The sequence below is a fragment of the Xanthomonas sp. LF07-6 genome, from assembly GCF_034105445.1.
GTDB lineage: Bacteria > Pseudomonadota > Gammaproteobacteria > Xanthomonadales > Xanthomonadaceae > Xanthomonas_A > Xanthomonas_A sontii.
This window is the reverse complement of the sequence record NZ_JAXGGI010000006.1, coordinates 220743-240332: the sequence shown is the minus strand read 5'-3', so window position 1 is coordinate 240332 and position 19590 is coordinate 220743. Positions and strand designations below refer to the sequence as shown.

The following is a 19590-nucleotide window of genomic DNA, read 5'->3' as shown; positions in this document are numbered from 1 at the left end:
GCTACTTGCTCCGCCGGCCCAGCCGCAGCGCGTCCAGCAGCACGAACAGCGGCGGCCACAGCGCCATGCCCAGCAGCGGCGCCCACCAGTAGTTCCACGGCAGCGTCGGCTCGCCGACGGCCAGGTGCACCGCCGCGGCGACGATGCGGTCGTTGACCAGCAGGCCGCCGATCGCCAGCGCCTGCTGCGACATCGGGAAGAAGCGGATGCGCGCGCGGAAGCGCTGCAGGATGAAGCTCAGGATCACCAGGCGCAGCGCCTGCTCGCCCAGCACCCCGCCGTACAGCAGATCGGCCAGCACCCCGACCGCGAAGGCGAAGCCCAGCCCGACCTTGTCCGGGGTCTCGATCACCCAGTACGCCACCACCAGCGCCAGCCAGTACGGCCGCAGCGGCTGCACCACCAGCGGCAACGGCATCAACCCCAGCAACAGCGCCACAATCACGCTGACCGGGAGCACCCAGCCTTTGCTGCGCAAGCGGCTCATTGGCCCGTCTCCTTTGGAGCCGGGTGGGAATCGGGAATGGGGAGTCGGGAATCGGATGTCGCGCGTGCCGGCTTGGTCGGCGGCGGGGTGGTCGCGTTGCCGGACGGGTGCGCGCTCGGCGACGCAGTGACCGCAGCTCCGGCTGCGGCCGGAGCCGCGCCCTGCGCTGGCTTGGTGTCACCGCCTTGCGCTGCTCCAGCCACGGGCGAGGCGCCTTCCGCTGCCGCGGACGCCGGCTTCGCCAATTCCCGATTCCCGATTCCCCACTCCCGGCTCTTCAGCAACAACACATCCCGCCCGCGGTCCAGCTTCGCCGCCGGCTTCAGCTCGCCGACCAGGAAGGCGTGGGTGTCGTCCGGGCGCAGGGCGGAGATGGTGCCGACCGGGAAGCCGGCCGGGAAGCGGCCGCCCAGCCCGGAGGTGACGATCTCGTCGCCCACCTCGACCCCGGCGCTGAGCGGGATGTCGCGCAGTTCCAGGCTGCCGCCGCGACCGTAGACGATCAGGCGCACGCCGTTGCGCGCCACCGTCACCGGCACCGCGTGGTCGGGGTCGGTCAGCAGCAGCACGGTGGAGTGCAGCGGGGTCACCGCGATCACCTGGCCCATCAGGCCGCCGGCGTCGATCACCGCCTGGCCGACGTGCACGCCGTCGCGGCTGCCGGCATCGAGCACCAGGCGCTGCCGGGTCGGGTCCAGGTCGATGTCCAGGATCGGCGCCAGTTGCACGTCCAGGCCGCGGCGCTCGGCCACGCCCAGCAGTTCGCGCAGCTGCGCGTTGTCCAGCGCCGCGGTCTGCAGCCGGGTCAGGCGCGCCTTGGCGATCAGCAGTTCGTTGCGCAACGCGCGGTTTTCCTTGACCAGCTGCGCGTGGCTGGCCGCGTTCTCCTGCACCTGCGACCCCAGCCGCCCGGGCAGGCCGGCCAGCGCCCAGATCGGCTGCACCAGCACCGTGGCCTGGCTGCGCAGGCGGGCCAGCCAGTCGGCCTGCGCGTCGAGCACGATCAGCACCAGCGCCAACGCCAGGTAGGCCAGCAGGCGCGGCGTGCTGGCGGATTCGCCGGGGCGGGCGGTGACGGGAGGACCGGCGTAAGGAGGCACGGGCTAAAGCCGGGAATGGGGAATCGGGAGTGGGGAATCGAACAACAACGGCGCGCTCCCGGCTCGATCGGGCCGGGGCGCGGATACGGCGGTGAACGCGGGTACTGGGGCATCGGTGCGGATGGGGCATTCGATTCCCCATTCCCCATTCCCGATTCCCAGCCTCACCATCACTCCGGCGCGAAGAACTCGTTGCCGTGCATGTCCACCAGTTCCAGCGCCCGGCCGCCGCCGCGGGCCACGCAGGTCAGCGGATCGTCGGCGACCTGCACGTGCAGGCCGGTTTCCTCGGAGATCAGCCGGTCCAGGTCGCGCAGCAACGCACCGCCGCCGGTCAGCACGATGCCGCGCTCGGCGACGTCGGCGCACAGTTCCGGCGGGGTCTGCTCCAGGGCCAGCTTGACCGCCGAGACGATGCCCGACAGCGGCTCGTGCAGCGCTTCCAGCACTTCGTTGGAGTTGATCTTGATCATCTTCGGCACGCCCTCGGCGAGGTTGCGGCCGGAGATCTCCATCTCCTGCACCACCGCCTGCGGGTAGGCGCAGCCGATTTCCAGCTTGATCCGCTCGGCGGTGGCCTCGCCGATCAGCATGCCGTGGTTGCGGCGCACATAATTGGTGATCGACTCGTCGAAGCGGTCGCCGCCGATGCGCACCGACTGCGAATAGACGATGCCGTTCAGCGAAATGACCGCGACCTCGGTGGTGCCGCCGCCGATGTCGATGACCATCGAGCCGCGCGCCTCGGTGACCGGCATGCCGGCGCCGATCGCCGCGGCCATCGGTTCCTCGATCAGGTACACGTCGCGGGCGCCGGCCTCCTCGGCCGATTCCTTGATCGCGCGGCGCTCGACCTGGGTGGAGCCGGCCGGCACGCACACCAGCACGCGCGGGCTGGGGCGCAGGAAGCGCGACTTGTGCACCTTCTTGATGAAATGCTTCAGCATCGCCTCGGTGTAGGTGAAGTCGGCGATGACGCCGTCCTTCATCGGGCGGATGGTGGTGATGTGGCCCGGCGTACGGCCGAGCATCTGCTTGGCCTCGGCGCCGACCGCGGCCACCGAGCGGGTGCCGCCGATCGCCCGGTCCTGGCGCACCGCCACCACCGACGGTTCGTTCAGCACGATGCCCTGGCCACGCACGTAGATGAGGGTGTTGGCCGTGCCCAGATCGATGGACAGGTCGTTGGAGAACATGCCGCGGAGTTTCTTGAACATCGGGGGATTGGGTCCTGGGGCGCGCGCCGTCGCCAGAATGGCGAAAAAATGGGCAGAAAACGAAGTCCGCTAGCCTAACAACCCGCCTGGGAGCGGGCAAGGAAAATTCTCGCTAAAACCACGCGTTGCGTGGTATCGGCGGGACCGCGATGGATCGTGGTTCTGGCCCTGCCGGGCCGCAGCCGTTACCCTTTGCGCCGCGGCGACCCCGCCCCTCGCCCGCCTGAATGCGGGCTCATTCCTCCGCCAAGGCCTGCCCGATGTCTGCACTGATCTGTGGTTCTCTCGCTTACGACACCATCATGGTGTTCCCGGACCAGTTCAAGAACCACATCCTGCCGGACAAGGTGCACATCCTGAACGTGTCGTTCCTGGTGCCGCGGATGCGCCGCGAGTTCGGCGGCTGCGCCGGCAACATCGCCTACAACCTGCACCTGCTGGGCGGCCACCCGATCCCGATGGGCACCGTGGGCCAGGACTTCGGCCCGTACCGCGAGCATTTCCAGGCGCTGGGCATCGACCTGTCGCGGGTCAAGGTGATCGAGGAGCTGTTCACCCCGCAGGCGTTCATCACCACCGACCACGACAACAACCAGATCACCGCGTTCCATCCGGGCGCGATGATGCGCAGCTACGAGAATCACGTGAAGGACGTGCCGGGCGTGACCCTGGGCCTGGTCGGCCCGGACGGGCGCGAGGGCATGATCCAGAACGCCGAGGAGTTCAGCGCCGGCGGCGTGCCGTTCATCTTCGACCCCGGCCAGGCCATGCCGCTGTTCAACGGCCCGGAGCTGCGCCAGTTCATCGAGCAGGCCGACTACGTGGTGGTCAACGACTACGAGTCCAACCTGCTGCAGGAGCGCACCGGCTGGAACGAGAAGGACATCGTCTCGCGCGTGCAGGCCTACATCACCACCCAGGGCCCCAAGGGCGCCCTGGTCCACACCCCCGAGAAGACCTACGACATCCCGCCGGCGCACGAGCGCCGCGTGGTCGACCCCACCGGCTGCGGCGACGCCTTCCGCGCCGGCCTGATCTTCGGCATCCAGCGCGGCTGCGACTGGCTGACCATCGGCCGCATGGGCAACCTGATGGGCGCCCTGAAGGTCGAGCACCCGGGCACGCAGAACCAGCGCTTCGACTTCGACGAATTCAACGACCAGTTCAAGCAGCAGTTCGGTTACGCGTTGTAAGGCTGGGGCACTACCGGCGGAACGGCAGCGTCGACACCTGGCCATCGCGCTTGCCGGACGCCTACCCGGCGGGCCGCCGTTCCACGACCGATTGCGACGCGGCATCCAGGCTTGCGGCGCCGATCCGGGCGGGGCTAGACTCGGCCGCCCGCGTCGATGGAATGATCGGATGGACACCGCGCCTCGCTGGACCGCCAGGATCCTGGCCGCCGCACCGATCCCGCGTGGACTGCTGCTCTCCCTCTGCTGCGCGGCTACCCTGTGCGCCTGCGGCAACGCCGCCCAGGCACCCGCGAGCGCGACTCCCTCCGTGCCCCCGACCGCCCCCGCGCCTGCCGCGAACGGCCCGACGGCGCCTGCTGCGACGCATGATGCGGCGGCCGCGCAAGTGCCCGCCGGCCGCTATGCCACCCAGCCCGGCTGGGGCCAGCTGACCGTGCAGCCCGATGCACGCTTCACCCTCGAAACGCAGAATGTCGATGCCGGTTGCAGCTTCAGCGGCACGCTGCACGGAACCCAGGCCACGGTCGACGACGGCACCTGCACGCTGCAGTTCGCACCCAAGGCAGACGGCGTGGCGGTGTCCGCCACGGCCGGCGCCGAGAGCGCGTGCCGGGAGTACTGCGGCGGCAACGGCAGCTTCGCAGGCGACTATCTGAAACAGGCTGCGACCTGCACGCCTGAAGCCATGCAGCGAACGCGCAAGGCCTTCCAGGCATCCTACGATCGCAAGGACTATGCGGGTGCCGAAGCGGCGCTCGCGCCGCTTTATCGCGACTGCGTGGCGGCGCTCAGCTTCAGCGACGCCGGCGCCATCCGCAACGACTACGCGCTGACCCAGCATAAACTCGGCGACGATGCCGGATGCCGGCAGACGCTGGCGCCCTACCAGGACGACGCCAAGCGCAGCGACGACGCCATCAGCGATGGCATGACGCCCGCCCTCGTCGACGATTACCTCCGCGTGATCCGCGCCGCACGCACCAACCTCAAGCTCTGCGGAGAAGGCAGAGGCTAACGCGAGCGTCTACAGGGACGACACACCATCGGGGAACAGCGACATGTCCGATCCAAACACCGCCCCCACCGCGGCAAGGCCGCAACTCACCGACGCGCAACTCAAGACCTTGGGTTACTTCGCCATCGGCGTGGCCTCGGAAGGCAGCCTGGGCTCCAAGAATGTGGCCTATCACCTGTCGTTCGCCGGATCGATCGAGGGCAACACGCTCAAGCCGGTGGCCAACAGCGGCTTCAGCATCGGCACGCTGCAGACCGACCTGGGCGCACATCCGGACGTCGTCCCGACGCTGGTGGATGCCTACCAGACATGGGCCGCCCGGCAGACTCCGAGTCTGGCGCTGTCGGAAAACCAAAGAACACAGACGATCTCCGATCTGCAGCGCAATGGCGATGCCATCCGCGCGGACAACGGCCGCGCACCCGATGCAACCGTGCTCAAGAACCTCAATACCTTCCTGGCCTCCGATGCAGGCGTGCAATTCGTACACGATCGCGACCGCACGCAGATCGACCATCTGATGCGCGAAGGCGACGGCAAGAAGGACCATGGCGGCGCGCTGCACCAATTGCGCCAGACGGAGTTGTACAAGAACGCGAGCCTGGACGACCAGGCCAAGTACGCCACCGTGCTGATGAAGCTGGAGAACCAGGCCGGCAAGAGTCAGTATCCGAAGATCCTCAAGGGCATCAACGACGGCAGCCTCGGCAGCGTCGAGGACGTGGTGAACAAGGTCGACGCGCTGCTGCCGAACAAGACCAACAAGAAAGGCGAGGTGGTGCCCGACTACATCGAGAGCGGCGTCCACCACGCGCTCGCAGGTACCGAGGTGTTCAACAAGCTCCGTGCGGCGCAGCCTGGAAATCCCCTGCATGATGCTTTTGCGGCGGTCTCCGCCGACCCATTGCGCAGCCCGGTCGACCTGAAGGGCGATACCGCGCACGCGGATGCGCTGCATCAGTACAACGCGACCAAGACCCTGTTCCTGCAGAACGGCCAGTCGCCAAAACTGATCAGCGCCCTCGACCAGGACAGTGCGTTCGGCTACAACCTCAAAGGCCGGAACGGCAAGACGGTCGCGCAGTCGTCGAGCCTGTTCGGCGCGGACAACGATGTGGTCGTCTTCGATGGGAACGGTCACGGTACCGCCTTCGTCGGCGGCAAGTGGAGCGCGGTGCAGCGCGACGAGGTCAAGCGCGTCGGCAATGCCGATCAGAGCGTGGATCTTCAACTGCGCAAGGACGGCAAGAGCGAAACGCTGCTGCACGTACCGACCCCGGCGCAGTTGCGCGAACGCAGCGAGCAGCAGCAACCGCAAACGCCTGCGCCGGATCGCGCTCCGGCGTCGGCGCCCGGCCCGAACGACGCCAGCCACCGGAATCATGCGCTGCTCGAGCAGATCCGCGAGGGCGTCAGAAGGATCGACCAGGATCTGGGCAAACCGTACGATGCGGCCAGCGAACGCCTGAGCCGTGCTGCGTTGGCCGCTTGCCGGGACAATGGCGGCCCCGGCAACGCGCCGCTGGCGTCGAACGCACTGGAACGGGCCGATCGCGTGGCGCTCACCGAGAAGGGCCATCTGGTGGTGGTCGAAGGTGAACAGCGCGACCCGGCGCAAAAGCGCGCCAGCGTGGATGTGCAAGTGGCGCTCGCCACTCCGGTGGAGCAGTCCGACCAGCGACTGCAGGCCGCGAACCAGGCGATCGACCGCGAACGGCAACTCACGCAACAGCAGGAATTGGCGCGCGAGCGGGACGCACCGAGCCGCAACGGCCCGGCACTGGCATAACCCGACTTCGGCCGGGCGCATGCGGCAGCGCGCAGCGCGCCGTCTGCGTAGCAGGCGGTGCGGCACTCGATTCGATTCGCACCGTCGCCGTTCCCCCCGCGCGACGGTGGATGCGGATGCACTACGACATGGCGCTGCCGGAGCGCGGCGTGTCCTGCACGCCCACCGACAGTCATGATGGAGCGAGGATCCCAGCGCGACCGGGGGATCGACGGCGGGCGACGCCATCGCTTTGCTGCACTGCGGGTTGAGCCCAGGCCTGGTTTGTGCGTCACTTGCGCAAGGGCCCCTGGGGGGGACGAGAGCGCGCCCATGTCCGAGTCGACTGTCGCCAGCCTCGCGCAAGCCAAGGTCGTCGCACCATCCGCCGCCGAGGCCGACTGCGCGCCGCTGGCGCGCATGCGCCATTTCCGCCAGATCGAGTCCTTGCCGCCGGCGCTGGCACGCTCGTGGCGGCGCTGCCTCGACGAGTACGGCCTGGCCCCGGACACCCACCCCTCGCCGATGGTCCATGACGACGGTGAGTTGCGCGAGCGCCAGCAGCGGCTGGAGGCGCTGCTGCGCATCGCCAAGGTGGAGATGGAAAATCTCTACGAACAGATCGCCGGCGGCAGCTACGCGGTGGTGTTCGCCGACACCGAGGCCACGGTCCTGCACAGCGTGCAGGATCCGGCGCTGCTGCGTGCGTTCCGCGAGACCGGGCTGTTCTGTGGCGCCAGTTGGGCCGAACGCTACCAGGGCACCAACGGCATCGGCACCTGTGCGGTGGAGGGCAGTGCGCTGAGCGTGCACCGCGGCGAACACTACCTGGAGCGGCACCTGCCGTTGTCCTGCAGCGGCGCGCCGATCCTGGACCCGCAAGGCCATCTGCTGGCGGTGCTGGACGCCTCCACGCCCGACGCACGCGACACCAAGCTGGTGCAGCGCCATACCGGCGCGCTGGTGCGCATGTCGGCGGCGCAGATCGCCCGCGCGTACTTCCTGGAGCAGTACCGGCATGCGTGGATCCTGCGCTTCCACAGCCGCCCCGAGTTCGCCGGCCTGCTGCACGAGGCGCTGATCGCGGTCGGCGGCGACGGCCGCGTGCTGGCGGTCAACGAGGCCACGCTGGAACAGCTCGGCAAGCCCGACCGTTCGCCGCTGGTCGGGCGCGACATCGCCCAGGTGATGCAGCTGGATTTCGACACGCTGGAGCAGCGCGCGCGCAAAGACGCCAGTACGTTGTGGTCGATCCGTTGCGCCTGCCACGGCCGCCGCTTCTTCGCCCTGGCGCAGCCGCCGCGTGCGCGCAGCGCTGCCGGCCGAACGCGCGCCGCGGGCGAGGACGGCCAGGCCGCGCGCGCCAACGATCATGTCGGCTCCGATCCGCGCATGCTGCACAACCTGGACAATGCGCTGAAGCTGGCCAAGCACCGCGTGTCGATCCTGCTGTGCGGCGCCACCGGCACCGGCAAGGAAGAGTTCGCCAAGGCGGTGCACCGCAGCTCGCCCTGGGCCGACCGCCCGTTCGTGGCGGTGAACTGTGCGGCGATCCCGGAAGCGCTGATCGAGAGCGAGCTGTTCGGCTATGCGCGCGGCGCCTTCACCGATGCCGCGCGCGAAGGACGCCACGGCAAGCTATTGCAGGCCAGCGGCGGCACCCTGTTCCTGGACGAGATCGGCGACATGCCGCTGCCGCTGCAGACGCGCCTGCTGCGGGTGCTGGAGGAACAGAGCGTGACCCCGCTGGGCAGCGACCGCGCCGTGCCGCTGGAACTGCACGTGATCAGCGCCAGCCACCGCGACCTGGCGCAGATGGTCGGCAGCGGCGGCTTCCGCGAGGACCTGTACTACCGCCTCAACGGCGTGGTGCTGCACCTGCCGCCGCTGCGCGAGCGCAGCGACAAGGCCGAACTGATCCGCACCCTGCTGCGCGAGGAGAGCGGCGAGCAGACGGTGCGCATCAGCGAGGACGCCCTGCACAAGCTGCTCAGCTATGCCTGGCCCGGCAACCTGCGGCAGCTGCGCAACGTGCTGCGTACCGCGGCGGTGCTGTGCGCCGATGGCGTCATCCGCATCCCCAACCTGCCGCAGGAAATCGTCGATGCCGACAGCGGCCCATGCCTGCTCGGCGACGATGCGCATGCCGGCGACGGCATGCCCGGCCGCGTCGCCCTGGACAGTGCCGAGCGCAGCGTGCTGCAGCAGCAGCTCGAGCGTCACCGATGGAACGTCAGCCGCACCGCCGATGCGCTGGGCATCAGCCGCAATACCTTGTATCGCAAGCTGCGCAAGCACGGGTTGGCGACGGCTTGAGCGGCGGCGGCATCGCGATTCAAGGGGTTTGCTGCGTGTCGCGAATGAAGCCCCGCCTGTCGCGTCTTGCCATTCGGTAGCGGCGTGAGTGCTGTGGGGTATTGGAGTCCCAACCGTTGAGGCGGCTGGAGGACGTCTGGCTTCGATGTCGCGGCTGAAGCCGCTTCCTACGACAACCGTTTTTACGACAACAGCTTGCGGGTCGTTGAGATCGCACACTGTGGGAGGGACTTCAGTCCCGACTGCGGACGGAGCCGGATAGGTTCCGTCCGAGGTCGCGGCTGACGCCGCTCCTGCAGGAAGCCCTGCGCCGGTGACCAAGCGCGAACCCAGGCAGGAGCGGCTTCAGCCGCGCCAGTCGCCCGCGCCGGCTGGCGTGCAGCCGTGTGGACACGGCGGATGGCACGCGCCGAGCGGTGCCACCACACGAACCGCAAACCGCCCGCTAGAAGCGCCAGCGCAAACCGACCTGGTATTGCCGCGGGGCGCCGGGGGCGACGAAGCGCGAGGGGCCGTCCTCGACCGCAGCGTCCTGCGGGCGCGCCAGGGCGCCGCCCGGGAACAGGTCCTCGGCGATCGCCGCATACGTCTCGTAGCGGCGGTCGAACACGTTGTTGACCCGCAGGTACAACGACAGGCCTTCGGCGAGTTCCCAGGTGCCGTGCAGGTCGAGCAAGGCATAACCGCCGGTGGACAGGTCGTGGCGTGCCGGCGCCTCGCCTTCCTCGGGGTCTTCGACCAGGCCGTCCTCGTTGCCGCTGGCCACGCGCCGCGACACCGCGCGCAAGTCGGCCCCCAGCGTCAGCTGCGCCAGCGCCTGCCAGTCCACGCCCAGCTTCAGCGTGTTGCGCGGCAGGCCGGCGATGCGCGTGCCCGGCCGCAAGGTCACCGTGCGCTCGCCGGAGAGCAGTTCGCCGGCGCTGCGGTAGGTGGCGTCCAGGTAGCTGTAGCCGGCGAACCAGCGCAGCGCGCCGTGGCTGCCGCGGTAGCTGAGGTCGGCGCCCTGATAGCGGGTGCGGTCGACGTTGTCGAAATAGCCCTGCTGGGAATTGGGTGCGCGCAGGAACAGGATGTCGTCGCGGTTGTCGGCGCGGTACAGCGAGGCGTTCAGCGTCTGCGCCGGCGTCGGGTTCCAGCGCAGGCCGAGCTCGTAGGTGCGCGAGACGATCTGCTCCAGGCGCGGGTCGGCCTGCAGCCCGGTCGGCAACCGGCACGGCTGTTCCGGGTCGGCGCAGCCGAGTTCGATCGCGGTCGGCGCGCGGCTGTTCTGCGAGGCCGAGGCGAACGCGGTGAAGCCGTCGCCCAGGCGCTGGGTGATGCCCAGCGAGGGATTGGCCTTGGCGAACACGAAGCGCTCGCGCGGCAGCACGCCGTCGTCGGCGGTGGACAGGGTGTTGGCGACGGCGACGCGGTTCCAGCGCAGCGCGGCATTGAGGTGGGTGGCCTCGCTCAGCTCCCAGGTATCGGCGGCGAACAGGCCCAGGGTGCTGCTGCGCCCGTCGACGCCGGAGAAGAACTCCCGATCCTCGTCCGGATCGGCGACCACCGAGCGATCGTCCTGCACGAACGCCTCCTGCTCGTACTGCCGGTAGCGCACGCGGTTGCGGTCGTAGGTGGCGCCGATGCTCAGCGCGTGAGCGCCGGCCTGGTGGCTGAGGTTCAGTGCCACGCCCTCGGCGTGCTGGCGCATCTGCGTGGTGTTGAGCACGCCGCTGTGCAGCGCGTCGGCATCGGCGCGCGACACCGTGCAGCCGGCGTCCAGCGGCGTGCCGTCGGCGGCGTAGCCGTCGGCGCAATCGTCGACGAACTCTTCGTAGTCGTCGTTGATGTCGCCGTTGACGGTGTCGCGCTGCCCCTGGCGGTAGTAGGCGAGCAGATGCAGTGCGGTGCGCTCGTCGAAGCGATGGTCGAACTGTCCGGTGAGCAGCGTGTTGCGGTTGCGGGTCAGGTCCGGCGAGGTGTAGACCGCGGCGCGATCGGCCTCGTACAGCCCCGGCTCGGTGCCCTCGTCGGTGTAGCGATAGCTCGGCAGCAGGCCATTGCCGACCAGGCGGCTGCGCCCGTGCAGCAGCGACACGTCCCAGTCGGTGCGCTCGCCCTGCCGCCCAAACTTGCCGAATACGGTGCCCAGGCGGCCGGCGGAGGCGTCGCGCCAGCCGTTCTCGTCGAAACCGGTGGCCGCGACGAAGGCATGCAGGCCGTCGGCACCGGCGTAGCCGTAGGACGCATCCAGGCGCTTGCGCGCGCCGCTGCCCACCGACAGGTCGGCGCGCAGGCCAGGCGCGGTCAGGCCGGACTGGGTGGTGAAGGCCAGCGCGCCACCCAGCGTGTTGGGACCGAACAGCGGGTTGGAGCCCGGCATCAGCGCGACGCTGCGGATCGCCGCCTCCGGCATCATGTCCCAGCTGACGATGTCGGCGAACGGCTCGTTCATGCGCACACCGTCCAGGTACACCGACACGCCCTGCGAGGCGCCCGGCAAGGCCGAGGCACGGAAACCGCGGAAGGTCAGGTCGGTCTGGAACGGGCTGCCCTGCACCTCGTTGGTGTCCACACCGTTCATTTCGCGCAGCAGGAAGTCGGTGAGGTTGCCGGCCTGGCTGCGTGCGATGTCGTCGACATTGGCGGTCTGCACCGTGTACGGCAACAGATCGGCATCGATCAGCGTGCCGGGGATCGGCGTGGCGGTGACCTCGACCCGGTCCAGCGCGGTGATCTGCGCGTCGTCGGCGTTGACCGTGGTCTGCGCGTGCGCCGGTGCGGCGAGCAGGCCGATGGCGGTGGCGACGGCCAGCGCGAGCAGGCTCGGCGGCGGAGTATGCGGTCCTGGGGTGTGGGTCATGCCGGTTCCTTGAGGGCTCAGTAGAGAACGATCGATTTGATGCCGCGGCCGGCGCGCATCGCCTCGAAGCCGCGGTTGATGTGGTCCAGCGGCAGGGTTTCGCTGATCAGTTCGTCGATGCGGATCTCCCCGGCCAGGTAGCGCTCGGCATAGGCCGGCAGCTCGCTGCGGCCCTTGACCCCGCCGAACGCGCTGCCGCGCCAGGCGCGGCCGGTGACCAGTTGCAGCGGCCGCGTGCTGATCTCCTGCGCGCTCGGCGCCACGCCGAGGATGATGCTTTCGCCCCAGCCCTTGTGGCAGCACTCCAGCGCCGCGCGCATCGCGCGCACGTCGCCGACGCAGGCGAAACTGTGGTCGGCGCCGCCGTCGGTGAGGTCGACGATGACCTGCTGCACCGGCGCGCCGAAATCCTTCGGATCCAGGCAGTCGGTGGCGCCCAGCGCGCGCGCCAGCGGGAACTTGTCGCGGTTGATGTCGACCACGATGATGCGCTCGGCGCGCGCCATCACCGCGCCCTGCACCACCGACAGGCCGATGCCGCCGAGTCCGAACACCGCCACGCTCTCGCCCGGACGCACCCGCGCGGTGTTGAGCACGGCGCCGATGCCGGTGGTGACCGTGCAGCCGAGCAGGCAGGCCTTGTCCAGCGGCGCGTCCGGATGGATCCTGGCCACCGCGATTTCCGGCAGCACGGTGTACTCGGCGAAGGTGCTGGTGCCCATGTAGTGCAGCAGCGGGCGTCCATGCAGCGAGAAGCGGCTGCTGCCGTCGGGCATCAGCCCGCGGTCCTGGGTGCTTCGGATCGCCTGGCACAGGTTGGTGCGGTTGGAACGGCAGTACTTGCACACGCCGCATTCGGGCATGTACAGCGGGATCACGTGATCGCCCGGGCGCACGCTGGTGACGCCGACGCCGACCTCTTCGACCACGCCGGCGCCTTCCTGGCCCAGGATCACCGGGAATGCCGTATCGGCATCGGCACCGGACAGGGCGATGTCGTCGCCGTGGCAGATGCCGCTGGCGACCATGCGCACCAGCACTTCGCCGGCCTTGGGCGGCTGCAGATCCACTTCCTCGATGGCCAGCGGCTGGTTCGCCGCCCAGGCGACCGCGGCTCGCGTCTTCATTCCGGCTCTCCCCGCCTCCCGTCGCGGCGCCCGAGAGCGCCGTTCGCCTCACCTCACTGCGCCACGATCACACCCCATGGCATCTCGCCCACCGCGATCTGCTTGATCTCCTTCATCGCCGCCGTGTCGATGACACTGACGCTGTTGGAACGGCCATTGGCCACGTACAACTTTTTGCCGTCCGGGCTCAGCGCCGGGTTCCAGGGCCGCTGCCCCACCGGGATCTCCGCCAACGCACGGCGCGCGGCCGGATCGATCACGCTGACCGTGCCGGCGCCATTGGACGCGTACACGCGGCTGCCGTCGCGGGCGATGGCGATGCCGGCGGTACGCTGCCCGGCCGGAATGCTGGCCACGCGCGTGCGCGCCGCCAGGTCGATCACGTCGACCACATTGGCCGCTTCCTGCGCCACGTACGCCGTCTTGCCGTCCGGCGCGAACGCCATGCCGCGCGGATGCCCGCTGGTGGCGATGACGCCGGTGGACGCGCCGGCCTTCAGGTCGATCACGTCCAGGTCGTTGGAGCCTTCGTTGCTGGTCAGCAGCAGCGCGCCATCCGGCGTGTAGACGCAGTGTTCCGGCGCCTGCCCGCGAGTGGCGATGTGCGCGCCGATGGTGAAGCTGGCCGGGTCGATCAGCATCACCTGGTTCTGCCCCTCCACGCACACCGCCAGCTGGCGGCCGTCCGGCGATGCGGCGACGCCTTCGGCGTTCTCGCCGATGTCGACGCTGCGCAGCACCCGGTCCTGAACGGTATCCAGGTCCAGCAGGCGATGGCCCTGCGCGTCGATGACGTACAGATGCCCGGGCGGCCCCGGCACCACCTGCTGCAGGCGCTTGCCGAGCTGGCCCTGCGCCGACAGCGTGCGCACCACCTGGTCGCTGCCGGTGTCGATCACCGAGATGGTGCCGCTGCGCTGGTTCGGGACGTAGGCCAGCGCCGCGGTCGCGGTCGCGGCCGCAGGCGCCGCCGCATCGGCCCCCGCCGTCGGCGCGGTGGTGCGCTGGCACGCAGCAGCGAACAGCGACAGCGCGACGACGGCGGACAGGCGCAACGCTTTCCTCATTGCGTGGCGCCTGCGGTCTTGTTGATGGAATGGATGAAGGCCAGCAGCTTCTCGGTATCGCCCGGCTTGAGCACGGGACCGAACGGCGGCATCTGCCCGACCACCTTCTCGTGGCCGATCCGGGTCTTGCCATGCGCGGTCATGCCGGCGGTGCCTTCGGTGATCAGCGTACGCAAGGTGTCGTCGTCGCTGCCGTACACCCAGATGTCGTTGGTCAGCGGCGGACACATGCCGCCGCCACCGGTGCCGCCGTGACAGGCGGTGCAGCCGGCGGAGTTGAACAGCGCCTTGCCTTCGGCGACCAGCTCCGGGGTGACCTTGACCGGCGGTCCCTTCGGAATCGGCGTCACCGCCGCAGCAGGGGCCGGTGCGGCGGCAGGAGCGGCGGCGGGCGCGGTCGCCGCCGGCGCAGAGGCCGGTGCAGGCGCCGGCGCCGCAGCCGGCTCGGGTGTGGCCGCTGGCGCGGCGGGCGTCTCCTGCTTGCCGCAGGCGGCCAGCAACAGGAGCGAGGCGAACAGGGACACGGGCAACAGCACGGAGACGGCACGACGACGGACGGAAGCAGAGCGCATGGGAGCAGAACCTTTGCGGAGTGCACGATGGGAGGAGCAGGCCGCGCGAGCGGCGTGTACGGAACGGCGGAAAACGGTCATTGCGTGCGTCGGTGCTGGGCCTCCGTCAGCAGGTGGGCGAGTTCGGCATTGCCGCGTTGCTGGGCCAGCGCCGCCGGGGTCTTACCGTCGGCGTCGCGCGCATCGGCGCTGGCGCCGGCGGCGAGCAGGCGCCGGGCGCTGTCCTCGCGACCGGCAGCGGCAGCCAGCATCAACGGCGTGACGCCGGCGCGGTTGGCACGGTCGGCTTCGGCACCGCGCTTGAGCAGCAGATCGAGGATCTTCGGGTCGTTGCGCGCCACCGCGAACATCACCGGGGTGAAGCCGGCCGGGTTGGCACGGCGCACGCTGGCACCCGCGGTGAGCAATGCCTGTACCAGGTCGGCGTCGGCGTAGGAGATCGCCAGGTCCAGCGGCGTCCAGCCGTCGGCGGACACCGCCTCGACCTTGGCGCCATGCGCCAGCAATTGCGCGGCGCTCTTGCCGTCGTTGGACCAGACCGCCTTCATCAACGGCGTCCAGCCATTGCTGTCGCGGTTTTCGACCTTGGCGCCGGCGGCCAGCAGCTCGCCGACCAGCAGCGGCGCCTGGTTGCGGATCGCCTGCTGCAGCGGCGGCTCGCCGAGCAGGTTGGGCTTGTCGGCGCTGGCTCCATGCCGCAGCAGCCAGGCCACGCGCACGCCATCGCCGGCGTCCAGCGCATGCGCCAGTTCCTCGTTCGGATCGGCACCGCCGGCGATGCGCAACTGCAATTGCGCCAGCATGTCCGACGAGGCCTGCGCGCTCGGCGTGTCGTCCTGGTCGTCGGGCGCCGCATAAGGTCCGTGCGAGCGCAGGTTGCCGGCGACGATGCAATCGGCGCAGGCCACCAGCGGCACGTGATAGTCGCGCAGGATCGCGTCGATCTTGCCGGCGCTGCGCTGCATCGCCGCGTTCAGCGCATCGCGCAATGCCGCGTTCTTGCGCGACACCGCCCACGCCATCGAATATTCCAGCACCTCGTTATCGATGACGTTCAGCGGCACCACGCCGAGGCCGCCGCGCGCGGCGTAGTAGCCGGCCACCGGTCCCCAGGATTCGGCGGCATCGAGCTTGCCGGCGGCGACCTGCTCGGCGAGCTTGCCGGGATGTTCCTGCGGCGCACTCGCCGAATCATAGAACAGGTACTGCACTTCACCCTGCACGCCATGGTCGAACAGCGCCTGCCGCGCCGGCGAGCTCTGGAACACGCCGACCTTGAGCTGTTTCAGCGCCGGATCGTCCAGCGAGGCAGGACGCAGGTCCAGGCCCTTGCGGGTGACCAGCACATAGGTGGAGCGATACAGCGGGCGCGTGGGCAGGCCCATTTCGAAATCGCTGTTCATGTCCATCAGCACGTCGCAGCGCCCGGCGTTGATCGTGCTGCGCGCCAGGCCGCGCTGGTAGTAGCTGCGCCACTCGTACTCCAGGCGCCGGCCCATCTCCGCGGCCACCACCTGGGCGATCTTGTTCTGGAAGCCCTCGCCTGCACGATCGGACAACGGCATGTTGCCGGGATCGGCACAGACCCGCAGCACCGGCGCATCGGCCGGCAGCGTCGTGGCGGGCGCGGCGGAGGCCGGCGCCGCAGCGGCGGGCGGGGCAGCAGGAGCGCGAGCCGTCGCGGACGACGGCTCGCGCGTACAGCCTGCGGCGACGAGTCCGAGGCTGCACAACAGCAACACGGCGCGCGCGCCCGCAGGCAGGCGCCGCGAGGCAGGTGCCATCCGGCACCCGCTCGCACCCTGGACGCGGCGCCGCCGGCTCATCGCACCGTCTTGGCGGCGACCGCCGCGCTGCCGCCACCGGCGGCCGCGGTGGCGGTCGTGGTGGGCGTGACGGTCTTGCCGGCGCCGTCGATGCGGAAGGTGTGCACCATGCCGCCCAACGGGATCTTGTCAAAGCCGTTGCTGAAGGCCAGGCCCGCGGCACCCAACGCGCCGTACGGATCGCCCGGATCCAGGCCGGCGGCGACCGGCAGGCCGATCCAGCCGCCGATACCCGAGAACACCGCCACGTACTGGTGGCCGTTGGCCTTGTAGGCGATCGGGTTGCCGATGATGCCCGAGGGCAGCTTGGTCTCCCACAGCTTCTTGCCGGTGTCCTTGTCCACCGCGCGGAACCAGCCGTCCAGCGTGCCGTAGAACACCAGCCCGCCATCGGTGACCAGGGTGCCGCTCCACACCGGGAACTTCTCCTTGATCTCCCACTTGGACTTGCCTTCGACCACGTCGAACGCCTTGACGATGCCCAACGCGCCCGGCTCGTTCGGCTTCATCAGCACGTTGGCGAACACGTACGGCAGGCCCATCATGGTGTTGCCGCGCTCCTGCGGGTCCAGCTCCATGTGCCAATTGTTGGTGCCGCAGAAGAACACCGCCGAATTGGACGGGTCCACCGAGCACGGCTGCTGGTCCTTGCCGCCCATCGCCGACGGGAACGCCTCGACCTTGCGGCCGCGTTCCAGCGGCGAATGCGCCGCGACCTTGACCGGGCGCCCGGTCTTCATGTCGATGCGCTCGGCCCAGTTGGCCGGCACGAACTTGTTGGCGCGCAGCAGCGTGCCGTCGCGGCGGTCGAGCACGTAGGCAAACCCATTGCGGTCGAACTGCACCACCGACGGCACCTGCTTGCCGTCGATGGTCAGGTCGACCAGGATCGGCTCGTTGATGCCGTCGTAGTCCCACTGGTCGAACGGGGTCTTCTGGTAGCCCCACACCGCCTCGCCGGTGTCGATCTTGCGCGCAAACAGGGTCATGGACCACTTGTTGTCGTACTCGCCGGTGTCGCATTCCTTCTGCGTGGTCTTGCCGCAGCGGTACGACGGGCTCCACAGGCCGGGATTGCCGGTGCCGTAGTAGACCAGCTTGAGTTTCGGGTCGTAGCTGTACCAGCCCCAGGCCGCGCCGCCGCCGCGCTTCCAGCCTTCGTCGGGGTAGGTCTTCTGGCCGAGGTCGCCGAGCTGGCCGTGCTGCGGATTGGCCTTGTTGAAGTCCGGGCCGAGGCAGATGTCCTTGTCGGTGCCGGTGGCCTCGCAGGACCAGGCCTGCTTGCCGTCGGCCAGCGCGTACGCGGCGACGCGCCCGCGCACGCCGAACTCGTTGCCGCTGATGCCGGCCACGACCTTGCCGTCGGCGATGATCGGGGCCATGGTGATGGTCTCGCCCTTCTCGGGATAGGCGAGCTTCTGCTTCCACACTTCCTTGCCGGTCTTGGCATCGAGCGCGATCACGTCGCCGCTGAGGCTGCCGAACACCACCTTGCCGTCGGCGTAGGACGCACCGCGGTTGACCGTATCGCAGCAGGCCACCGCCACCGCGCGCTCGTCCTGCTGCGGGGTGTACTTCCACAGCACCTTGCCGTTGTCTTCCTGCGACAGGTCGATCGCGAACACGTTGTTCGGATAGGCGCTGACCATGTACATGGTGCCGCCCACCACCAGCGGCTGGCCTTCGTGGCCGCGGGTGGCGTCGGTCTTCATCTCCCACGACATCTTCAGGTTCTTGACGTTGTCGCGATTGATCTCGGCCAGCGGGCTGTGCCGGTTCAGGCCGAAGTCGCGACCGATGCCACCCCAGTTGTCGGGGTTGGCGGCATTGGTGGCGAACTCGCTGTCGGTATCGGCAACCGCGGCCGGCGCGGCGGCCGGCGGCTGCTGTGCGGCGGCCGGTGCGGCCGGCGCCGGAGCCTCTTCCTGCTTCTTGCAACCCGCCAATGCCAGCGCAGTGGCCAGCGCGAGCAGCGTACAAGCCTGGGTACGACGTGAATGACTGTGCATCGTTCTACTCCCCTCGTTGAAGAGCCGCGTCACTTCACCTATCGGCGTGTGCCACGGAACCTGAAGCGTGGATGTATACGAGCAACGTCCATGCCATCGCGGCGCTGCGATGCAACATCCCTTGACGTGCGGATCACGACGCCGGTTGTCGTCGCGGAGACGCCCACCAGCGCGGTCGAGGGTGTCTCGGAAACGTGACACTTTGCGCCACACGGTTGCGTCGGACGTGGCGCAGTGTGAGCACATGTGCCGGTGGCACACCCTGCGCCATCGCTGCGCTTGCCACACTGGCGCACACGGGTGCGCACGGCGGGGCGCGCGACGGGGAGTGCGCATCCGGCACGCCTGCACCGATCTCGCCAAGGAGGGTGCGGCGCGCGGCGGCGGTCAGCCGCCGCGCAGCAGTCAGTGCGACTGCGGCCCGACGCGGTCCTGCCACCACGCCAGCAGCGCGGCGCAATCGGCGAAATGCAGGTCGGCCAGCGCCGGCCAGGGATTGTCCGGATGCAGCAGCACGGTGGTGGCGCCGGCATGGCGCCCGCACTGCAGGTCGTAGGCGTGGTCGCCGACCATCGCCAGTGCCTGCGGCGCCACGCCCCAGTGCTCGGCCAACTGCAGCAGGCCGCCGGGATGCGGCTTGGGCGGCGCCTCGTCGCGGCCGAGGATGGTGACGTCCTCGAACAGGTCGTCGACCTCGATCTCTTCCAGGGTCAGCTGCGCCAGCTCGCGCGCGTTGCGGGTGAGCACCGCCAGCCGGCAATCGGCCGCGTGCAGTGTGCGCAGCAGCGCCGGCGCGCCGTTGGCCGCGGTGGCCTCCTGGGCAAGCACGCGCTCGTGCTCCAGCAGCCAGGCGTGCTTGCTGGCGCGCTGCGCATCCGGCAGCGCCGCCAGGTGCTGCAGGATGTCGGCCTGCGGCGGGATCTGCAGTTCGCGGCGGATCAGCGCGAAATCGTGCACGGCACGGGTCAGGGTGCCGTCCATGTCGAACACCCAGTGGCGCACCTGGCACAGCGCCTCGGCCGGCGGTGGCATGGCGGCATGCATCGCG

General features: G+C 69.5%; 13 protein-coding genes and 1 pseudogene. 4 read left to right on the top strand and 10 right to left on the bottom strand.

All coding sequences use genetic code 11. From position 1 onward, the window contains the following. Position 1: 1 nt before the first annotated feature. The 3 genes from mreD to SLW56_RS12220 form a co-directional block, all read right to left on the bottom strand. The gene (gene mreD, locus SLW56_RS12230; protein WP_010343694.1) at positions 2-487 is read right to left on the bottom strand and encodes a rod shape-determining protein MreD; all 486 of its coding nucleotides are present in this window, start codon (positions 485-487) and stop codon (positions 2-4) included. Further along, positions 484-1587 (bottom strand): rod shape-determining protein MreC, encoded by a 1104-nt coding sequence (gene mreC / locus SLW56_RS12225; RefSeq protein ID WP_320694908.1) that lies wholly within the window; start codon positions 1585-1587, stop codon positions 484-486. The genes mreD and mreC overlap by 4 nt, the downstream gene beginning before the upstream one ends. Positions 1588-1757: 170 nt before the next feature. Further along, positions 1758-2804 carry a rod shape-determining protein gene (locus SLW56_RS12220; protein ID WP_010343692.1) on the bottom strand — a complete coding sequence of 349 codons (1047 nt, stop codon included), beginning with the start codon at positions 2802-2804 and terminating at the stop codon, positions 1758-1760. A gap of 260 nt (positions 2805-3064) precedes the next feature. Here SLW56_RS12220 and SLW56_RS12215 point away from each other — a divergent pair, with 260 nt between their 5' ends. The 4 genes from SLW56_RS12215 (at position 3065) to SLW56_RS12200 (ending at position 9099) form a co-directional block, all read left to right on the top strand. Then, positions 3065-3997, top strand: a complete 933-nt coding sequence (locus SLW56_RS12215; RefSeq protein ID WP_017911561.1) for a carbohydrate kinase family protein — start codon at positions 3065-3067, stop codon at positions 3995-3997. A 547-nt stretch (positions 3998-4544) separates the two neighbouring features. Continuing rightward, positions 4545-5015: a hypothetical protein gene (locus tag SLW56_RS12210; protein ID WP_320694921.1), complete on the top strand. Its 471-nt coding sequence runs from the start codon at positions 4545-4547 to the stop codon at positions 5013-5015. A gap of 43 nt (positions 5016-5058) precedes the next feature. Continuing rightward, entirely contained in the window at positions 5059-6804 is a 1746-nt protein-coding gene (locus SLW56_RS12205; RefSeq protein WP_267117887.1) for an XVIPCD domain-containing protein, read from the top strand. Positions 6805-7116: 312 nt separating this feature from the next. Then, the gene (locus SLW56_RS12200; RefSeq protein WP_043094693.1) at positions 7117-9099 is read left to right on the top strand and encodes a sigma-54-dependent Fis family transcriptional regulator; all 1983 of its coding nucleotides are present in this window, start codon (positions 7117-7119) and stop codon (positions 9097-9099) included. Positions 9100-9544: 445 nt separating this feature from the next. On the opposite strand, the gene SLW56_RS12195 is transcribed toward SLW56_RS12200, so the two are convergent. The 7 genes and pseudogenes from SLW56_RS12195 to SLW56_RS12165 form a co-directional block, all read right to left on the bottom strand. After that, positions 9545-11941 carry a TonB-dependent receptor gene (locus SLW56_RS12195; RefSeq protein ID WP_295913800.1) on the bottom strand — a complete coding sequence of 799 codons (2397 nt, stop codon included), beginning with the start codon at positions 11939-11941 and terminating at the stop codon, positions 9545-9547. 17 nt (positions 11942-11958) lie between these two features. Then, a complete protein-coding gene (locus SLW56_RS12190) occupies positions 11959-13068 on the bottom strand; it encodes an S-(hydroxymethyl)glutathione dehydrogenase/class III alcohol dehydrogenase (RefSeq protein WP_267084146.1) in 1110 nt (369 codons plus the stop codon). A 53-nt stretch (positions 13069-13121) separates the two neighbouring features. Then, positions 13122-14135, bottom strand: a complete 1014-nt coding sequence (locus SLW56_RS12185; protein ID WP_267102961.1) for a beta-propeller fold lactonase family protein — start codon at positions 14133-14135, stop codon at positions 13122-13124. Then, positions 14132-14707: a c-type cytochrome gene (locus tag SLW56_RS12180; RefSeq protein WP_152235602.1), complete on the bottom strand. Its 576-nt coding sequence runs from the start codon at positions 14705-14707 to the stop codon at positions 14132-14134. Before SLW56_RS12180 ends, SLW56_RS12185 begins: the two co-directional genes overlap by 4 nt. A gap of 77 nt (positions 14708-14784) precedes the next feature. Beyond that, positions 14785-16449 (bottom strand): annotated as a pseudogene (locus SLW56_RS12175) (quinoprotein dehydrogenase-associated putative ABC transporter substrate-binding protein); the annotation flags it as partial. Positions 16450-16529: 80 nt separating this feature from the next. Then, complete coding sequence (locus tag SLW56_RS12170) at positions 16530-18542, bottom strand: methanol/ethanol family PQQ-dependent dehydrogenase (protein WP_320694906.1); 2013 nt, start codon at positions 18540-18542, stop codon at positions 16530-16532. Between the two features lie 405 nt (positions 18543-18947). Further along, entirely contained in the window at positions 18948-19586 is a 639-nt protein-coding gene (locus tag SLW56_RS12165) for an HAD family hydrolase (RefSeq protein ID WP_017914832.1), read from the bottom strand. Between the last annotated feature and the right edge of the window lie 4 nt (positions 19587-19590).